This is a genomic window from Pseudomonas sp. IT-P258, from assembly GCF_949767825.1.
GTDB classification, from domain to species: Bacteria; Pseudomonadota; Gammaproteobacteria; order Pseudomonadales; family Pseudomonadaceae; genus Aquipseudomonas; species Aquipseudomonas monachiensis.
In genome coordinates, this window is sequence record NZ_CATKPU010000098.1 from 185485 (window position 1) to 202246 (window position 16762).

The window sequence follows — 16762 nt, forward strand, 5'->3', positions numbered from 1 at the left end:
AGTCACCCGAGAACCTTCAGGCGTTCAGTTCTGCTCATTCTCATACCGGTCCAGCGTATCCCGCGCAATCTCCCGTCCCAGCGCGATCAATTCCGGCGCCTTGTAGAACTCGAAAAAACGGCACACGCGCTTGGGCACGTTGATCAGGATGTCCGGCGGATACCCGGCAATCTTGTACTGCGCCAGCGACGTCTGCATCACCTCGAAACTCTGGTTGATCAAATCCAGCAAGGACGCCGGCCCAACGTTGTCGATGATGAACGAACCGGTGGCGGAGCGGGGGGCGCCACTGGCTTCCGGAGCCGCCGCCGGTTGCTGCGCTTCGGGTTCGGCGGATTCGATCCACGGGTTGAGGTCCGCCCCTTCGGCCCTCAGGGCCTCCTGCTCGAGGATCAACAATTGCTCGGCCTGTTTGCGGCGGAACGGCAGCTTCGAGCCAAGGGAATTGATCAGGCTGTCGAAGCGGGTCTTGAAGGCGGCGGGACGCTGGATGACCGGCAATTGATAGTGGCGCTGATTGGTGGAGTTGAGGTTGACCGCGATGATCAAGTCGCAATGGCTCGACACCACCGGCACGATCGGCAGCGGGTTGAGAATGCCGCCATCGACCAGCATGCGGTTGCCCTGCATCACCGGGGTGAACAGGCTGGGAATCGCCGCCGAGGCGCGCATGGCCTGATGCAGGCATCCTTCCTGGAACCAGATTTCCTGCTGGTTGGTCAGGTCGGCGGCAACGGCGGTGTAGGGGATGCGCAAATCCTCGATGTTGATCTCGCCGACGATCTTGCGGATCTGCCCGAAGACTTTCTCGCCACGAATCGCCCCCAGGCGAAAACTGACGTCCACCAGGCGCAACACGTCGAGATAGTCCAGGCTCTCGATCCAGTCGCGGTAGTCATTGAGTTTGCCGGCGGCGTAGATTCCGCCCACCACCGCGCCCATGGAGCATCCGGCGATACAGGCAATGTCATACCCGCGCCGTTCGATCTCTTCAATGACCCCGATATGTGCATAACCCCGGGCTCCACCCGAGCCCAATACCAGTGCGACGCGCTTTTTCATGAATCGCCCTCGTTTGAATGGTTCAACAATGCACCCATCGAGGGCCATGCTTCAATCGCCATGGTCGTACGAGGGGACAAGAGCGTCGTATTTTCGACACTCCATGGCGGCACATGGTTATTCTCGTCGGCGCTATAGTTTGCACAGCGGACCAACGGCACTTTTCAGATGCCACAACGTCTTACCTGCATGACTGTTGACCTATTCTTGAGGAGTGAATGATGAAAGCCTGGATCTGCGTGCCATTGATTGCCCTGGCGCTCGCCGGTTGTGCCGGCAAAACCGCTTATCGCGACAGCTGCGGTAGTAATCTGGATGCGGCATGGCATGAACTGGACCTGGCCAAGGCCGAAGGGTTCGCCGGGACTGTCAGCTACTCCAAGGCCCTGTCGCTGCTGACCGCGGCCAAGACCCAGCAGCAATTCGAGGGGTTCGAAGGCTGCACCAGGAAAGCCGAGAAGGCTCGTTTCTATATTCGTGAATCGCGCGCGGGGCGTTAAAAGCGAAAAGCGGTTACAAGCTCTAAGCTGCAAGCTGCAAGATCTTTCGAGTTTGCAGCCTGGAGCTTGCAACCTGGCGCTGTTTACGGAGTAAACCCCCATGATCGATCGGTTGGTGGCTCAGGTTCTGGGCCTGGAAGTTCGTCTGCTTGCCTGTCAGGCCCGCTTGAAAGAGCGTACAGACCCTGAAGCGTTACACGACCTGCGCACAACCATGCGGCGGTTACGCAGCCTGTTGCGGCCCTTGCGCGGGCTGCCCGGTGTCGAACAACTGGAAGCGGCCGCCTCCCGGGTGGGCGAACTGAGCACGCCTTTACGCGATCGCGAAGTGTTGGCGGCGTACCTGCTCCAGCACCATCAACCCCAAGCCGCACAGTGGCGCATGGCGCAAATGGCCGAGGCCTATCCGGCCGTGGCAGCCAGTCCCGAGCTCGCGCAAATGCTGATCGTCCTCGATGCGTTTCCACGTTTTCTACGTGCTGCCCAGCGCCAGGGATTGCTCAAGGGGCTGCGCAAGCGCATCGAAAAACGCCTGGGCAAGCAGTGGAAAAAACTCGACGAGGCACTGCACGATCCGACCCATGACCGTCATCGGCTGCGCTTGTTGATCAAGCGCGTGCGCTATGGCATCGACGCCTACCCCGAACTGGACCGTTTGCCGAAAGCGGCCATGCCCCGGTTGAAATCGGCCCAGGGCGCACTGGGTGACTGGCACGATTGCGTGCAATGGCTGGCGATGGCTGAACGGGAAGCGGATTTACAACCCTGTGTTGCTGTCTGGGAAGCCACCATGGCCGAGGCTGAAAGCCGTGCGGATCGGGTGCTGGAAAAACTCGGCAAGGCCTGTTTCAAATCCTGAGACCTCCCCGGATCCATTGTAGGAGCGAGCCTTGTTGGGCTCATCTGTCAGTCAATTTGGCCGGAATAGGCGATGTATCAACTTCGCCAGATGGTTAAGATCCCTTCATCTTTTCCGATCCCAGAGGTTTTCATGCGTTTTTCCGAACTGCTCGACGCTGTCCGCGGCCAGCCGCTGGAGCTGTCTATCCCGGCCTCCTGGGCTCAGGGGCGGGCCAGTTTCGGTGGCCTGGTGGCCGCTTTGCAGTACGAAGCCATGCGCGCCCGGGTTCCGGCGGATCGGCCGGTGCGTTCGCTGGCAATCACCTTCGTCGGCCCGGTTGAGCCCGAGGTACCGGTCAGTTTTGAGGTCGACGTACTGCGCGAAGGCAAGGCCGTCAGCCAAGTGCTGGGCCGGGTAGTGCAGAAGGGGCAGGTGGTGACATTGATCCAGGGCAGCTTCGGTGCCTCGCGGCCCTCGGAAGTGGCGGTGGCCGCTGAACCGGCACCTGAAATGAAGCACTGGGACGAATGCCAGGAGCTGCCTTTCGTCGAAGGCGTCATCCCTGAGTTCATGCGGCATCTGGCGATGCGCTGGAGTGTCGGCGGGTTGCCGTTCAGCGGTAGCACATCCCGGCAAATGGGTGGCTGGGTACGCTTGCGCGGCGACGTAAAGGAAGAGGCCATCGGCGAGGCGCATATCCTGGCGCTGGTGGACGCCTGGCCGCCGGCCCTGATGCCGTTTTTGAAGAAGCCGGCGATGGGTAGCACGCTGACCTGGACCATCGAGTTCGTGCAACCGCTGCTGGACCTGAACACCCTGGACTGGTGTAAATACCTCGTCGAGACCGAATACGCCGCCGACGGCTACGGGCATGCGGCCGCAAAAATGTGGAGCGCGGATGGCCGGTTGATCGCCATGAGCCGGCAGACGGTGACCGTGTTCGCCTGATCAGTGACGGCGGTGGCGCTCACGCCAGGCGCGCCACCAGCCACCGCTGAGGAAGAACCGCGGAAACGTCAGGAACTGCTCGACCAACAGGCGTGATACTGCATCCTTGCGATCGCTGAAGGGTTCGGAGGCTTGGGTCTCCAGGCTGTGGCCGTGGCGTTGCAAGGCCATCGCCGCGATCACACCGATCACGCCGATGGCGATATTTGCCAGGCTCAGGCTGAACACCCCGGTCACAATCAGTAGAAATGCCACGATGAACAGCGGCACCGCGATCAGATGCAGCACCAGATTGGTCGGGTGCTGATGATTGTTCGGGTACGCTCGCCATTGCCAGGCGGGTAGGTTGGGGTGACGTTTACCCATGATGCCGATCCTCGATCCATGTTGAACACATGTTGAACACATGTTGGAAGAATAGGCCCGGTCTATGCTGGCGGCGAATCAAGGCTGGCTATTGGTTTGATAGGCGTCATGTTCAAATTTGATGTGGATTCGACTGACGCCTTCGCTAGCAAGCCCGCTCCCACAGGGGAATGCATTTCAACTGTGGGAGCGGGCTTGCTGGCGAAGAGTCCCTCAAAGCTTCAACTGACCTATCGCCTTGCTCAGTTCCCCGGCCAACGCCGCCAGCTCATTGCTGGTGGTCGCCGACGTCACTGTCTGTTGCACCGTGTTCTCGGTCACGTCACGGATGCTCACCACCGCCCGGTTCATCTCTTCCGCCACCTGGCTTTGCTGCTCGGCCGCCACCGCGATCTGTGTATTGCTTTCACGCATTTGCGCCACTGCGCCGGTAATCTCGGCCAGTGCCGCGCCGGCCTCTTGCGCCTGTTGTACGCAGTCGTCGGCCTTGAACGAACTCTCTTGCATGAAATCCACGGCGTCCCGCGTGCCAGCCTGCAACGCCGAGACCATGAGGGTGATTTCATCCGTGGAAGCCTGTACACGTTTGGCGAGGTTGCGTACTTCATCGGCGACCACCGCGAAGCCGCGCCCCATCTCGCCGGCCCGGGCCGCTTCGATGGCGGCGTTCAGCGCCAGCAGGTTGGTCTGCTCGGCGATGCTGTGAATCACGTTGACCACGCCGTTGATCTTCTGGCTGTCCTCGGCCAGCCGTTGAATCATCTCGGCGGTCTGCTGGACGCCGGTGGACAGTCCGGCAATCGACCGTTGCACCCGTGTCACGACCTCCTGCCCACTGCCGGCCAGGGTATTGGCCGATTGTGAAAGGTCACGGGTGGCGCCCGCGTGTTGGGCAATGTGATAGACCGTGGCGGTCATTTCATTGATCGCCGTGGCGGCCTGATCGGTTTCGCTTTGCTGGCCCAGCATGCCGTGGCGCACTTCATTCATGCTGGCCGCCAGCCGCGCGGCGCCGACGTCCAGTTGCCGGGCGGTGCTGGCGACGGTGTTGACCACCCGTTGATAACCGGCCTGCATGGCGTTGAAGGCGTTGGCCATTTGCCCGACTTCGTCGCTGCAAGCCAATGGCACGCGGGCCGACAGGTCGCCGGTTTTCTCCACGTGCAGCATGACGTCTTTCAAGGTGTTGAGCTGGCTGAGCAGGAAACGGATCAATAACTGCGAGGCACCGAGCATTGCCAACATCAGGATGAACACGGCCAACGCGTAGTTGGCGAAGCGCTCGCTGAACACCTGGCTCAAGCTTGGGCCGTGGGCAATCACGGCGACCCGCTGGCCATCGGCACGGGTAAACACTTCGGCACCCATCAACGGATTGTCACCGAACAGCGGCATCAGGTTGATCTCGACCCAGCCGTTTGCATTGATGAGTTCGGGAATGGGGTGTTCATTCAGCGACGGCGCTTGTCCGCGATTGAACGTCAGCAGGTTGTCGGCGTGGGGTAGCGTTTGCCCGGCGGGCCAGGCTTCGAGCAATCGCGCCTGGGCCCGGGCCGAGGCCTGGACGGCGTCACTGCGGGCCTGCTGTTCGAGCTGCACCGCGTATAGCACCAGCAACAGGGTGGTGACGAAAGCGACGGCGTTGACCGCCCAGAATTTGTATTTCAGCGAGATATTGCTAAGCCAGGCACCCATGGAGGTCTTCTCTGATAGCGGAAACAGTTTTGGCAAGGTGCCAGCATTGTGCCGCTACTCAGGTGGCTGATTCTTGATGCAGATCAACGGCCCCTCAGCATTCCAGCGTGGGAGGGGATTTGTGGTTACTGGGGGATTGATGGCAAGCCGTAGAACGCCCGTGCGCACGCGGTGGTATGCGCCGCCAGATCTTCCTGGCTTTCCCCGCGATGCAGCGCCACTTCGCGCAGTACTTCGGTCAGGTACGCCGGCTCGTTCCGCCCGTTTTTCGGCTTGGGGCGCAGGCTGCGCGGTAGCAGATACGGTGCGTCGCTTTCGAGCATCAGGCGCCCGCGCTTGATTTCCTTGACCAGCGGATGCAAATGCGTGCCTCGGCGCTCGTCGCAGATCCAGCCGGTAATGCCGATGTGCAGGTCGAGGTCGAGGTAGCTGAACAGCGCCTTCTGTTCACCCGTGAAGCAGTGCACCACAGCGGCCGGCAGTCGGTCGCGGAAGTCGCGCAGGATTTCCAGCAAACGCTGGCTGGCGTCGCGTTCGTGCAGAAAAACCGGCAGCTGCAATTCGACGGCCATGGCCAGATGTTCTTCCAGGACCTTCTCCTGCTGCGGGCGCGGCGAGAAATCACGGTTGAAATCCAGCCCGCATTCACCCACGGCCACCACATTCGGTTCGTTGAGCAAGCTGCGCAAACGTCGGGCGCTGTCGGCGTTCCAGTCACTGGCGCAGTGAGGGTGGATACCGGCGGTGGCAAACAGGCGCCGGGCGCTTTTGTCCAGTTGCTGGCACAGCTCAAGGGCCTGTTCACTGCCCTCGACGCTGGTGCCGGTCAGCACCAGTTGGCACACGCCGGCCGCATAGGCGCGGTCGAGTACAGCCTGGTGTTTGTCGGCAAAACTGGCGTTGGTCAGGTTGACGCCGATATCGATGAGTTGCATGGTGCTACCTCGGCCCAAAGGCCGGAAAGCATATCAGAGCCGTGGATTTATAAGAAAAGCCAAGAACTACAACGGGTTAACGCTGTCTCTTGAGCCGCGGACCAGGCTGGGTTGGTAGTTTTGCCATCATTGTGCCAGTCTTTCGCACTTTGCCAGCGCCTTGGGCGCTCTGTTTTTGTCGCCGCGCTTGATGGTTTTCGTCATTGAAGCGGGCCTCATATTCTTTCCGGAGAGTGGATGATTCGTCCCTCGGTTTTGCTACTGCTGTGTTGTTCGCTGCTACTGCCGATGACGGCGGTCGCGCGTCTGCCCGGGCCGCTGCAAGCCGTACCGGCCAGCAAGGTGCGCGACCTTGCCCAAATTCGCAGCAGTCGTGTGCTGCGGGTGTTGGTCAACCAGAGCCGCAACAGTTCCGGCGAAGTCCAGGGGCAGGCGATCGGGGTCGAATACCATCGTCTGAGAGCGTTCGAGCAATACCTCAACGGCCATGCCCGTGACGGCCAGGAAATTACCCTCAAGATCATTCCCAAGGCCAAGGATCAACTGCTCGGCGCATTGCAGCGCGGGGAGGGCGATTTGGTGGCACCAGGCGAGTTGCTCGATCTGCAACCGGGTTTCGCCGTCAGTACCAGTGAGCCGATTGCCAGCAACATCCCGTTGGTCCTGGTAGGCATCAAAGGCGAACGCCGCTACACCAAACTTGAACAGCTTTCCGGCAAGACCCTGGCGTTACCTGCCGGCAGCGCCGCCGGGGATGCCGTCAGCCAGATCAATCAAAAGCTCGCCCTGCACAAACTGCCTCCGGTCATCATCGAATGGGTCGATCCGAGTCTTGCTGTCGAGGACGTACTGGAGATGGTGCAGGGGGGGATCTTCCACCTGACCATCGTCGAGCAGCCGATCGCCGAGCGCTGGGGCAAGATCCTGCCCAAGCTGCGTTTCGACAAGCAGGTACTCATCAGCGAGCCGGGAGAAGAATTCTGGTTCGTGCGCCGTGATGCCTCGATGTTGCGGGCCAGCATTGATCGCTTCCTCACCGGCTACAAAAAACCATCGGATCAGGACGCCGCGTTCCTGCGGATCTATCGTCGTCTCTATCAAGTGCACTATCCACTGGCCAAGGCGGACCGGCAGCGTCTGGAAAAGCTTCGCCCGGTGCTGCAGAAGCACGCCGATGCCCAGGGCATGGACTGGCTGAACCTGGCGGCGCTGGCCTTCAAGGAGTCAGCCCTGCAACCCGCCGCCCGCAGTGGCGGTGGCCCCACCGGTCTGATGCAGATCACGCCATCTGCGGCGCAGCGGGTGGGTGTCAACAATATCCAGGACCTTGATGGCAATGTGCAGGCAGGGGCCAAGTACCTGGCGATGATCCGGCGCAAGTTCTTTGCCAGTCCCAAACTCAACGAGCGCGAACGCATGGCCTTCGTGCTGGCGGCCTACAACATCGGGCCGGAGCGAGTGCAAGGCATGCGGGCAGAAGCCCGGCGGCGAGGCTTGAATCCCAACCAGTGGTTCTTCCAGGTTGAACGCATTGCCATGGAGCAAGTGGGTATGGGCCCCGTCAGCTATGTTAATAGCGTGAACAAGTATTACTTGGCATTCGATCGGGAGCGGGAGTCGTTGGAGCCTCAGGGGCAAAAGGTTGCCTCACGCAAATGATCAACTAATCTGATTGTTATGACGGGTTTTTTGCGCTTTTAACATGTGAATTACTGATTAATATAGCGGCCAACCAACACACACTTACAAGGAATGAAGCAGCATGAGCACTCTGATCAATAAGGTAATGTCTACCCGCGCCGGCTACGGCCTGACCGTTCTGCGCATCGTGGTCGGCATTGTTTTCGCCGCTCACGGCTCGCAGAAACTCTTCGGGGCATTCGGTGGCTATGGTCTGGCTGGAACCGCGCAGTACATGGAAAGCCTCGGACTGACGCCGGGTTACCTGATGGCGGCACTGGCGGGTGGCACCGAGTTCTTCGCCGGCCTGGCCCTGATCATCGGCTTGCTGGTTCGCCCGGCCGCACTGGGCCTGATCTTCCTGTCGCTGGTGGCGATTTTCTCGGTGCACATCAGCAATGGTCTGTTCATGGCCAACAACGGTTATGAATTCGCCCTGGCATTGCTCGGTGGCAGTATCGCGGTATTGATCGAAGGTGCGGGCAAACTCTCGGCGGACCGTGCCATCGCCGGCTGACCCCTCTGGCTCAACAAAAAGGCCCGCATTGCGGGCCTTTTTTGTTGAGTGTCATTCTTGACACTGTCCAGTCAGCTTCTCTAGGATGTTGCTCATGCGCCGATTTAAACAGCTACTTGCGGGGCGCCAGGTGACTCATCCAGTTGCCGATAGAAGCCGGAACAGGCTTCGAAATACCGCTAAAGCGCTGGTTCGGTGTTGCCTCTCACCTGCCATGCAGACTTTTGAGGCAGAGACACGACCCAATGAATGCACTAAACGCCGTTGTACGTCCCGCGCCGATCACGGCACATCTGACCCAGCGCAATCCAAAAATCCTGCTTGGCGGCAAACATCAGCCGACGCTCTTGCGTTATCTCGATGGCTGGCCACGTCGTACCGGAGGTCCCGCTGCCTTCCTGATCCAGTTTGTCGATGACGGTGAGTCGCTCGCTCGTTTTGCCGACGACAGTTTCGACCTGGCAGTGATTCAGTCCCCCAGCCTCGAAGATGCGCCTGAAGTGATCCGGCAACTGACCCGCGTTGCCCGGCAAGGGCTGATCACCCGGCGTTGAAACTCACGGGTAGTCGATCGCCACAATATACACACACTGTTCACCGGTCGGTGTCTGGACCCGGACTTCGGCGTCCAGTGCCTTGCCGATCAGGGCGCGAGCCAAGGGCGAGTCGATGCTGATCAGGCCCTGTTTGAGGTCCAGTTCATCGGGCCCGACAATGCGGTAGCGCGACTCTTTGCCATCCTCGTCTTCGATCGTGACCCAGGCGCCGAAATAGACCTTGTTCGGATCGCTGGGTTTTTCGCTGACAACCTTGAGCGCTTCCAGGCGTTTGGTGAGAAAACGCACGCGGCTGTCGATCTCTCGCAGCATCTTTTTGCCATAGGTGTATTCGGCGTTCTCCGAGCGATCCCCCTGGGCCGCGGCTTCGCTGACAGCCTGGGTGACCTGGGGCCGACGTACATGCCACAGCTCATGGAACTCGGCGCGCATCCGCGCTTCTCCCTCGGGGGTGATCAGCGCGGTGCCAGCGGTGCGGGGAGGGCGGTAACGGCTCATGACAGCTTCTTGTGGTGAGAATGGCAGGAGTCTATCAACCCTCGCGCAGGACTGTCAGCGGGCTGGTGTTCAATGCCCGACGGGTGCCGAACACCCCGGCGCCACCAATGAGCACGGCGCCCAGCAGTGGCAGCACCAACAGCCACGGGTGCGGATGCCACGGCAGGTCAAAGGCGTAGCGGTAGAGCACCCAACTCACCACTTCCGAACCCAGCGCAGCCAGCAAGCCACTGACTGCGCCCAGTAAGCCGAACTCGATACGTCGAGCCTTGACCAGCAGTAGCCGCTCCGCCCCCAGCGCACGCAGCAACGCGCCTTGGCGAATGCGTTCATCCAGCGTCGCTTGCAGGCCGGAGAACAGCACCGCCATCCCCGCCGCCAACACGAACAGCAACACGTACTCCACCGCCAGGGTCACCTGGGCGAGGATGCTGCGCAGTTGCTCCAGCAAGGCTTCTACCTGCAGGATGGTCACCGCCGGGAAGGCGCGAGACAGGTCGACAATCTGTTGGTCATGACCCGATGCCAGATAGAAACTGGTCAGGTAGGTTGCTGGCAGATCCTTGAGGGTGCCGGGCTGGAAGATCATGAAGAAATTAGGCTGGAAGTTGTCCCAGTTGATCTCCCGCAGGCTGGTGACCTTCGCCTCGCGATTGACCCCGCCAACGCTGAAAACCAGGTGGTCGCCGAGCTTGATCTTCAGGCTTTCGGCGACCTTGCCCTCTACCGACACGCCAGGAACATCGTCCGGCGTCTGTTCGTTCCACCAATTGCCGGCCGTGAGTTTGTTGCCCGTCGGCAGGTCCGCGGCCCAGGTCAGGCTCAGGTCGCGCTGGATTGCCCGATCACCTGCCGATTCCTTGGTGACGATTTGCTGCACCGGCTCGCCGTTGATGTTGATCAAGCGCCCGGGTACCACCGGGTACAGCGGAGCCGATTGCGCCGACACGGCAATCAGGTGATCGGTGAAGGCCTGTTTGTCCGCTGGCAGGATGTTCAGCGCAAAGTAGTTCGGTGCGTTTTTCGGCAGCTGGTTCTGCCAGGTGTCCAGCAACTCGCCGCGCAGCAGCGCAATCAGCGCCATCGACAGCAGAATCAGGCCGAATGCCAGGGACTGGCCCGCGGCAGCGAGGGGATGACGCAGCAGTTGGCCCAGTCCCAGACGCCAGGGCAAGGGTGCACGGGCAAGCATGCGCCGCAGACTCTTCAACAGCAGCAGTAACAAGCCGCCCAGCACCAGTGCTGCAATTACGCCGCCGCCGAGCAGGGCAAAGGTCAGCACCAGGTCCAGGCTCAAGCGCCACATGATCAGGCCGAGGGCGCCCAGCGCTGCGCCGTAGACCATCCAGGTGCTGGAAGGGATCGGCAGCATGTCCCGGCGCAGCACGCGCAATGGCGGAACCCGGCCCAGAGCCGCCAGTGGCGGCAAGGCGAAACCGGCCAGCGCCACCAGTCCGGTGCCGATCCCGGCAACTGCCGGAAACAGCCCGCCCGGAGGCACGTCGGTCGGCAACAAGTCATGCAGCAGGGCAAACAACCCCAGTTGGGCGAGCCAACCGAGGAGAGCACCGCTGATGCTGGCCAGCAGCCCGAGCACAGTCAGTTGCAGGCTGAACAACACCATGGTTTCCCGGCGCGACAGCCCGAGGCAGCGCAGCAGGGCACTGGCGTCGAACCGGCGGGTGGCGAAGCGGGTTGCCGACAGCGCTACCGCTACGCCGGACAACAACACTGCCACCAGGCTGGCCATGTTCAGGTAGCGTTCGGCCTTGCCCAGGGCGCCGCCGATCTGTCGATTGCCGTCGCGGGCGTCCTGCAAGCGCTGGTTGGCGGCGAGCCCCGGTTTGATCAGTTGCCGATACGTCTCAAGTACCTGAGCGTTGCCTCGCCATAATTCGCGATAGCTGACCCGGCTGCCGGGCTGCACCACGCCGGTGGCCGCAAGATCGTCGAGGTTGATCAGCACTCGCGGCGTCAAGCTGTAGAAATTGCCGGCGCGGTCGGGTTCGTAAGTCAGCACCCGTGCCAGTTTCAGGGCTTTCATGCCGACATCGATGCTGTCGCCGATCTTCAGGTCCAGGGCGGTCAACAGGCGTGCCTCGACCCAGGCTTCTCCGGGTCGCGGTCCGCCACCGACTGTTTCCGTGGCAAAGGGTGCGGGCGCGCTTTTCAATTCGCCGCGTAGCGGGTAGGTGCCGTCGGCCGCCTTGATGCTGGACAGCTGGATGCCGTTGTCGGTGGCGATGACGCTGGAGAACTCCACCACCTGAGCGTGTTCCAGACCCAGTTCGGTACCGCTTCTTATCTGTTCGGGGCGCGCGGGCGAACTGCCTTCGAGCAGCAGGTCGGCACCGAGGAATTCGGTAGCGCGCAGCATCATGGCGCCGTTCAGGCGGGCTCCGAAATAGCCAATGGCGGTGCTGGCGGCCACGGCCACCAGCAAGGCGAAAAACAACACGCGCAATTCACCGGCGCGGGCATCACGCAGCAATTGGCGGATGGCGAGGCTGAACAGGCGCAACAGCGGCAGACGTGCCATCAAGGCTCCAGAGGGGCGACCAGCAGGCCGGCTTCAAGACGGATCAGGCGCCGGCAGCGGTGGGCCAAGCGTTCATCGTGAGTCACCAGCACCAGGGTCGTGCCGCGCTCCTGGTTGAGCTCGAACAGCAAGTCGCTGATGCGCTCGCCGGTGTGGCTGTCGAGGTTGCCGGTCGGTTCGTCGGCGAACAGCACATCCGGCTCGGCGGCAAACGCGCGGGCAATCGCCACGCGTTGTTGCTCTCCGCCGGAGAGCTGGCGCGGCGAGTGAGTCAGGCGTTGGCCCAGTCCCACCCGTTGCAGCAATTGGGTGGCGCGTTCGCGGGCGTCTTTGCGGCCATCGAGCTCCAGAGGCAGCATGACGTTTTCCAGGGCATTGAGACTGTCGAGCAACTGAAACGATTGAAAGACAAAACCCACGTGCTCGGCGCGGATGCGCGCGCGCTGGTCTTCATCGAGGTTGCTCAGGCCTTGTCCGGCGAGGGTGACTTCGCCGCTGCTCGGCAGGTCAAGGCCGGCGAGCAGGCCCAGCAGGGTGGACTTGCCGGAACCCGAAGCGCCGACGATGGCCAGGCTGTCGCCCTTGTTCAGTTCCAGGCTGAGTTGGTGCAGGATGGTCAGTTCACCTTCCGCGCTGGGAACCACTTTGCTAAGGTCCTTCGCGATGAGAATGCTTGCGCCCATGGAGAGTCCGATGCGTGTCTGGTTTTTGAGTGCTGGCCTGGCCTTGATGTGCATGGCCCAAAACGCAGCGGCGGGTACAGTCCTGATCGTTGGGGATAGTATCAGCGCCGGTTTCGGGCTGGATACCCGGCTGGGGTGGGTGTCGCTGCTTGAGCAACGGCTCAGGCGCGAAGGTTTCGACGACAAAGTGATCAATGCGTCCATCAGTGGCGATACCAGTGCCGGAGGCCAGGCGCGCCTGCCCGCGCTGCTTGCAGAGCATAAACCGGAACTGGTGATCCTCGAGTTGGGCGGCAATGATGGCCTGCGCGGGATGCTGCCAACTCAATTGCAACAAAATCTTGCTTCGATGATCGACAGCTCCCGGGCCAGCGGTGCCAAGGTGTTGCTGCTCGGCATGCAATTGCCACCTAATTATGGTGCGCGTTACACCAAGGCGTTCGCCGAGGTCTATAGCAACCTGGCCGATGAGAAAAAGATCCCGCTGGTGCCGTTTTTCCTCGATGGTGTGGGCGGTCATCCGGACTTGATGCAGGCTGATGGCATGCACCCGGCGGCCGGGGCCCAGGACAAGTTGCTGGAAAATGTCTGGCCTACCCTAAAACCGCTGTTATGAGACTTTTCTAGAGGCAGGCTTTCGGCTAAGGTGGCGCCCCCGATTTGGAGCCCCCGATGCCGCGTCCCGCCTGGTCACTATTTGCCTATCAACTGATCGAGCCTGACGAACAGCTGGATCTGTTCGCCTGCCAGGAAGTGCGGGTGCATCTGGTGACCCGTCAGCTGGAGTTGGGCGGCTCGGCGGACCGGACCCTGTGTGGCAGCCTGTTGCCGGCTTCGCCTCGCTGGTCGAGTGTTGATCGCCGGGTGTTTCAGGACCAGCGGCTGTGTTCGCTGTGCCGGGCCATTCTTGAGTCGCAGAAGCGGGGGACGTCGCCGATCTGGCCTGAACTGCGGTTCGAGCTTTGATCCGTCAGGAGTCGAGGCGGCCTTCGAGCCGACCTGTCTTTTGTTGACCGTGTACATATCCGTTGCTGCGGTAACGGCGACTTATGGTTTCGCCCTTACGGCGAGTCACTTTTAACAAGCGCCTTAAAAGTAACCAAAAGCGCTCGCCCCGAACGTACGGCCCCTCGCTAAGGCTCGGGGTTCCTTCGCTCCGGTATCCATCCGGGGGCATTGCCCTCCGGTCTGCTTCGCGACGACCTACATGCAATGAGTTCGACTGCGTCGAACGGCGCTGCGCGCCCATCCCCGGATGAACACCTCCACTCAGCCTCCCGAGGGGGCGGGTGGATCAAGATCAAGAGCTGCAGGCGAGCTAACGCTCGGCCTGATGAGTGGTGAAGAGCGAAGGTGTACGCCGATCTGCCTTTGCTCTTCTGTGGGAGCAGGCTTGGTCCGGGCGGCGTTCCGACGATGGCGGCCTGACAGCCGACCAATTTTTTTCAGATATACCCGGATCAACTGTGGGAGCGAGCTTGCTCGCGAAGGCGGCCTGCCGGTCACCAGGTACCTCCCAGACGAACGAAACCCGCGAGCAGGTCGGGCCGGTAGGCCGCCTCGGCCGCTTTTGCGGTGTACGCCCCCTCGTGAGGCCGAATGTCAGGGGCAAGAGCGTTTGGTTACTTTGCGCCGGGCCGCGCAGGCTTTTCAAAGTGACCCGCTGTAAGAGCGGAACCGCCAGAGGCCGTTACCGCAGCAACGGATATGTACACCCTCAAAAATCCATGCCGCCTGACACATAGCCATCGTCGGAACGCCGCCCGGACCAAGCTCGCTCCCACAGGGATCCCCAGTGGGCACAAGTCCCGAGTAAAACCGGGGACCCAATCTGGGATCGAGGATAATCGCAAAATCGCCTTGCACTGCCTGCAATCGGGCGATCTCCCCGAAATAACAGACAGCGGTGTACAATCGCGCTCTTATATCTCTGTTGATCATGCGAAGGATTTTCCGGATGTTGCCGCGCTTTCCTGCCGTCACCCGCTGCCTGACTCTTGCCGCCCTCTTTGTGGCCGGTCCAGTCGCAGCATTGGAGTTTCCCCTGCCACCGCCAGGTGAGGACATCATCGGCCAGGTGCAGGTGATCAAGGCCAAGTACGAAGATACCTTCGCCGACCTTGGTACCGCCTACGATCTGGGCTACACGGAAATGGTCGCGGCCAACCCGGGTGTCGATGCCTGGTTGCCAGGCGCCGGCACGGAAATCATCCTGCCGACCCGCTTCATCCTGCCACCAGGCCCCCGTGAAGGCATCGTGATCAACCTGGCCGAGTACCGCCTCTACTACTACCCGAAAGGCAAGAACGTGGTGTACACGTTCCCGCTGGGTATCGGTCGTGAAGGCTGGGGCTCGCCGATTGCCCACACCAGCATCATTGCCAAGACACCTAATCCGACCTGGACGCCTCCGGCTTCGATCAAGGCCGAGCACGCAGCAGACGGTGATCCGCTGCCCAATGTCGTGCCGGCCGGCCCTGACAACCCTCTGGGGCCGTTCAAGTTCACCCTGGGCACACCGGGCTACCTGATCCACGGTTCGAATAAGAAGTTCGGTATCGGCATGCGCACCAGCCACGGTTGCTTCCGCATGTTCAACAATAACGTGCTGGAAATGGCGGGCATGGTGCCGGTCGGTACGTCGGTGCGGATCATCAACGACCCGTACAAGTTCGGCCTGAGTGGCGGCAAGGTCTATCTGGAGGCGCATACGCCGCTGGACGACAAGGGCAACCCGTCGGTGGTCGACAAGCACACCTCCGTCATCAATGCGATGCTCAAGCGTGAAGACATCACCAACAACCTGCGCATGAACTGGGATGTGGTGCGTGATGTGGTCGCCGCTGAAGACGGCCTGCCGGTTGAGATCGCTGTGCCGGGCAACGGCGTTGCGCCGATGGTGTCGAGTATGCCGATCGACCCGCTGCAGTAAGGCTGGCAAAGGGCCCGTCGGCGCGGACCGCGTCGACGGGTTTTTTATTGTCTGGAGAAACGCCAGGCAATAAAAAAGCCGACCCAAAAAATGGGTCGGCTTGATAACAATCCCGAAGGATTATTACTTGCGGCTAGCTTTGTCCAGCATGCGCAGTGCACGCTCGTTAGCTTCGTCAGCAGTCTGTTGTGCTTTTTGAGCAGCAGCCAGAGCTTCATCAGCTTTACGGTAAGCTTCGTCTGCACGAGCCTGGGAGCGAGCAGCTGCGTCTTCAGTAGCGGTCAGACGTGCTTCGGTTTCTTTCGATGCGCTGCTGCAACCGGTAGCCAGAACTGCGGCCAGAGCCAGAGCAGAGAATTTCAGAACGTTGTTCATCGTGTTCCCCTTCAAGGACTTTCTATTAAGTAGCTATCTCCTCCGATTGAGGAAATAGCCGGCGTACATACTACCCATTACTTGTAGTAAGTAAAACTGACGTGACGCAAGAAGCAAAAAAAATTGTAGGCGTTGATTCTTTTTCGAGCAACTTTTAACTGAATTGTTTAAAAAATATCCAGCTGCAAGGCCCGTGGCTGAGCGAGCTGATGAGAAAAAGTTCCTGCGACACGGCGCTGTTTTTCAGTCTGGCTAAAGTCCGCCTACATGGATTCGTCTACACTTTTGTTCGGCTTTTGTGTGGCGCCTCTCAATATCTTTCTCGATGTTCAGGTGACTTTAACAACGGGCGCTCGTCTTAAGTCTCAACATCCGGCAATGTACAGGCTATCGACCCCGAGCGATCTTGGGTCGAACCAATCCTGCGTGATCCGGAGCAGCACCCGCCAACCCGCACGATGACGAGCGCACCTTGAGCATTTCCGCCAATGGTGCCTACTATTTGTACGTGCTCGGTAGCGCGAGATCGGTGCAGCTCTTCTCGGTGTCCATTCAGGCACGGGGTGGCGTAGATGTTCCTTCGCCGGAAAAACATCGGTAAGGTAGGGGTCGGAATTCCAGACCCGCGAGGAGT

The 16762-nt window shown here is 60.7% G+C and carries 17 protein-coding genes; 9 read left to right on the top strand and 8 right to left on the bottom strand.

Translation table 11 applies throughout. From position 1 onward, the window contains the following. Positions 1-24: 24 nt before the first annotated feature. Positions 25-1062, bottom strand: a complete 1038-nt coding sequence (locus tag ACM6G4_RS26830; RefSeq protein WP_056727130.1) for a patatin-like phospholipase family protein — start codon at positions 1060-1062, stop codon at positions 25-27. Positions 1063-1283: 221 nt separating this feature from the next. On the opposite strand from ACM6G4_RS26830, the gene ACM6G4_RS26835 reads away from it, so the two are divergent. The 3 genes from ACM6G4_RS26835 (at position 1284) to ACM6G4_RS26845 (ending at position 3351) form a co-directional block, all read left to right on the top strand. Further along, positions 1284-1562, top strand: coding sequence for a hypothetical protein (locus tag ACM6G4_RS26835; RefSeq protein WP_007973587.1), 279 nt, complete (start codon positions 1284-1286; stop codon positions 1560-1562). Between the two features lie 100 nt (positions 1563-1662). Beyond that, complete coding sequence (locus ACM6G4_RS26840) at positions 1663-2421, top strand: CHAD domain-containing protein (RefSeq protein ID WP_056727129.1); 759 nt, start codon at positions 1663-1665, stop codon at positions 2419-2421. 132 nt (positions 2422-2553) lie between these two features. Continuing rightward, positions 2554-3351, top strand: a complete 798-nt coding sequence (locus ACM6G4_RS26845; protein WP_414914974.1) for an acyl-CoA thioesterase — start codon at positions 2554-2556, stop codon at positions 3349-3351. On the opposite strand, the gene ACM6G4_RS26850 is transcribed toward ACM6G4_RS26845, so the two are convergent. The 3 genes from ACM6G4_RS26850 to ACM6G4_RS26860 form a co-directional block, all read right to left on the bottom strand. Continuing rightward, entirely contained in the window at positions 3352-3717 is a 366-nt protein-coding gene (locus tag ACM6G4_RS26850) for an Mpo1-like protein (protein WP_056727127.1), read from the bottom strand. Between the two features lie 213 nt (positions 3718-3930). Then, positions 3931-5412 carry a methyl-accepting chemotaxis protein gene (locus tag ACM6G4_RS26855; protein ID WP_414914975.1) on the bottom strand — a complete coding sequence of 494 codons (1482 nt, stop codon included), beginning with the start codon at positions 5410-5412 and terminating at the stop codon, positions 3931-3933. A gap of 125 nt (positions 5413-5537) precedes the next feature. Beyond that, positions 5538-6347: a TatD family hydrolase gene (locus tag ACM6G4_RS26860; protein ID WP_056727125.1), complete on the bottom strand. Its 810-nt coding sequence runs from the start codon at positions 6345-6347 to the stop codon at positions 5538-5540. Between the two features lie 237 nt (positions 6348-6584). On the opposite strand from ACM6G4_RS26860, the gene ACM6G4_RS26865 reads away from it, so the two are divergent. From ACM6G4_RS26865 to ACM6G4_RS26875, 3 genes are all read left to right on the top strand, one after another. Then, positions 6585-8006, top strand: coding sequence for a transglycosylase SLT domain-containing protein (locus ACM6G4_RS26865; RefSeq protein WP_056727124.1), 1422 nt, complete (start codon positions 6585-6587; stop codon positions 8004-8006). Between the two features lie 103 nt (positions 8007-8109). Then, on the top strand, positions 8110-8544 hold the full coding sequence (locus ACM6G4_RS26870; RefSeq protein ID WP_056727123.1) for a DoxX family protein: 435 nt from the start codon (positions 8110-8112) through the stop codon (positions 8542-8544). Between the two features lie 245 nt (positions 8545-8789). After that, positions 8790-9098 carry a hypothetical protein gene (locus tag ACM6G4_RS26875; protein WP_056727122.1) on the top strand — a complete coding sequence of 103 codons (309 nt, stop codon included), beginning with the start codon at positions 8790-8792 and terminating at the stop codon, positions 9096-9098. A gap of 3 nt (positions 9099-9101) precedes the next feature. On the opposite strand, the gene greB is transcribed toward ACM6G4_RS26875, so the two are convergent. Genes greB through ACM6G4_RS26890 form a run of 3 tightly spaced genes read right to left on the bottom strand, consistent with a single transcriptional unit; the run spans position 9102 to position 12821 of the window. Continuing rightward, on the bottom strand, positions 9102-9599 hold the full coding sequence (gene greB / locus ACM6G4_RS26880; protein WP_007973570.1) for a transcription elongation factor GreB: 498 nt from the start codon (positions 9597-9599) through the stop codon (positions 9102-9104). Positions 9600-9633: 34 nt separating this feature from the next. After that, positions 9634-12138 (bottom strand): ABC transporter permease, encoded by a 2505-nt coding sequence (locus ACM6G4_RS26885; RefSeq protein ID WP_414914976.1) that lies wholly within the window; start codon positions 12136-12138, stop codon positions 9634-9636. Continuing rightward, positions 12138-12821, bottom strand: coding sequence for an ABC transporter ATP-binding protein (locus ACM6G4_RS26890; protein WP_046043370.1), 684 nt, complete (start codon positions 12819-12821; stop codon positions 12138-12140). The genes ACM6G4_RS26885 and ACM6G4_RS26890 overlap by 1 nt, the downstream gene beginning before the upstream one ends. 10 nt (positions 12822-12831) lie before the next feature. On the opposite strand from ACM6G4_RS26890, the gene ACM6G4_RS26895 reads away from it, so the two are divergent. From ACM6G4_RS26895 to ACM6G4_RS26905, 3 genes are all read left to right on the top strand, one after another. Next, positions 12832-13437, top strand: a complete 606-nt coding sequence (locus tag ACM6G4_RS26895; protein ID WP_414914977.1) for an arylesterase — start codon at positions 12832-12834, stop codon at positions 13435-13437. 56 nt (positions 13438-13493) lie between these two features. Beyond that, complete coding sequence (locus tag ACM6G4_RS26900; protein WP_007991769.1) at positions 13494-13787, top strand: hypothetical protein; 294 nt, start codon at positions 13494-13496, stop codon at positions 13785-13787. 991 nt (positions 13788-14778) lie between these two features. Then, positions 14779-15753, top strand: a complete 975-nt coding sequence (locus ACM6G4_RS26905) for a L,D-transpeptidase family protein (RefSeq protein ID WP_056727119.1) — start codon at positions 14779-14781, stop codon at positions 15751-15753. 123 nt (positions 15754-15876) lie between these two features. On the opposite strand, the gene oprI is transcribed toward ACM6G4_RS26905, so the two are convergent. Next, the gene (gene oprI, locus ACM6G4_RS26910; protein ID WP_003199355.1) at positions 15877-16128 is read right to left on the bottom strand and encodes an outer membrane lipoprotei OprI; all 252 of its coding nucleotides are present in this window, start codon (positions 16126-16128) and stop codon (positions 15877-15879) included. Positions 16129-16762 lie beyond the last annotated feature (634 nt).

What these genes read in the sequence shown, in the direction of transcription:
- ACM6G4_RS26830 (WP_056727130.1), bottom strand. Translation starts at nt 1,062, where the DNA reads ATGAAAAAGCGCGTCGCACTGGTATTGGGCTCGGGTGGAGCCCGGGGT.
- ACM6G4_RS26835 (WP_007973587.1), top strand. Translation starts at nt 1,284, where the DNA reads ATGAAAGCCTGGATCTGCGTGCCATTGATTGCCCTGGCGCTCGCCGGT.
- ACM6G4_RS26840 (WP_056727129.1), top strand. Translation starts at nt 1,663, where the DNA reads ATGATCGATCGGTTGGTGGCTCAGGTTCTGGGCCTGGAAGTTCGTCTG.
- ACM6G4_RS26845 (WP_414914974.1), top strand. Translation starts at nt 2,554, where the DNA reads ATGCGTTTTTCCGAACTGCTCGACGCTGTCCGCGGCCAGCCGCTGGAG.
- ACM6G4_RS26850 (WP_056727127.1), bottom strand. Translation starts at nt 3,717, where the DNA reads ATGGGTAAACGTCACCCCAACCTACCCGCCTGGCAATGGCGAGCGTAC.
- ACM6G4_RS26855 (WP_414914975.1), bottom strand. Translation starts at nt 5,412, where the DNA reads ATGGGTGCCTGGCTTAGCAATATCTCGCTGAAATACAAATTCTGGGCG.
- ACM6G4_RS26860 (WP_056727125.1), bottom strand. Translation starts at nt 6,347, where the DNA reads ATGCAACTCATCGATATCGGCGTCAACCTGACCAACGCCAGTTTTGCC.
- ACM6G4_RS26865 (WP_056727124.1), top strand. Translation starts at nt 6,585, where the DNA reads ATGATTCGTCCCTCGGTTTTGCTACTGCTGTGTTGTTCGCTGCTACTG.
- ACM6G4_RS26870 (WP_056727123.1), top strand. Translation starts at nt 8,110, where the DNA reads ATGAGCACTCTGATCAATAAGGTAATGTCTACCCGCGCCGGCTACGGC.
- ACM6G4_RS26875 (WP_056727122.1), top strand. Translation starts at nt 8,790, where the DNA reads ATGAATGCACTAAACGCCGTTGTACGTCCCGCGCCGATCACGGCACAT.
- greB (WP_007973570.1), bottom strand. Translation starts at nt 9,599, where the DNA reads ATGAGCCGTTACCGCCCTCCCCGCACCGCTGGCACCGCGCTGATCACC.
- ACM6G4_RS26885 (WP_414914976.1), bottom strand. Translation starts at nt 12,138, where the DNA reads ATGGCACGTCTGCCGCTGTTGCGCCTGTTCAGCCTCGCCATCCGCCAA.
- ACM6G4_RS26890 (WP_046043370.1), bottom strand. Translation starts at nt 12,821, where the DNA reads ATGGGCGCAAGCATTCTCATCGCGAAGGACCTTAGCAAAGTGGTTCCC.
- ACM6G4_RS26895 (WP_414914977.1), top strand. Translation starts at nt 12,832, where the DNA reads ATGCGTGTCTGGTTTTTGAGTGCTGGCCTGGCCTTGATGTGCATGGCC.
- ACM6G4_RS26900 (WP_007991769.1), top strand. Translation starts at nt 13,494, where the DNA reads ATGCCGCGTCCCGCCTGGTCACTATTTGCCTATCAACTGATCGAGCCT.
- ACM6G4_RS26905 (WP_056727119.1), top strand. Translation starts at nt 14,779, where the DNA reads ATGTTGCCGCGCTTTCCTGCCGTCACCCGCTGCCTGACTCTTGCCGCC.
- oprI (WP_003199355.1), bottom strand. Translation starts at nt 16,128, where the DNA reads ATGAACAACGTTCTGAAATTCTCTGCTCTGGCTCTGGCCGCAGTTCTG.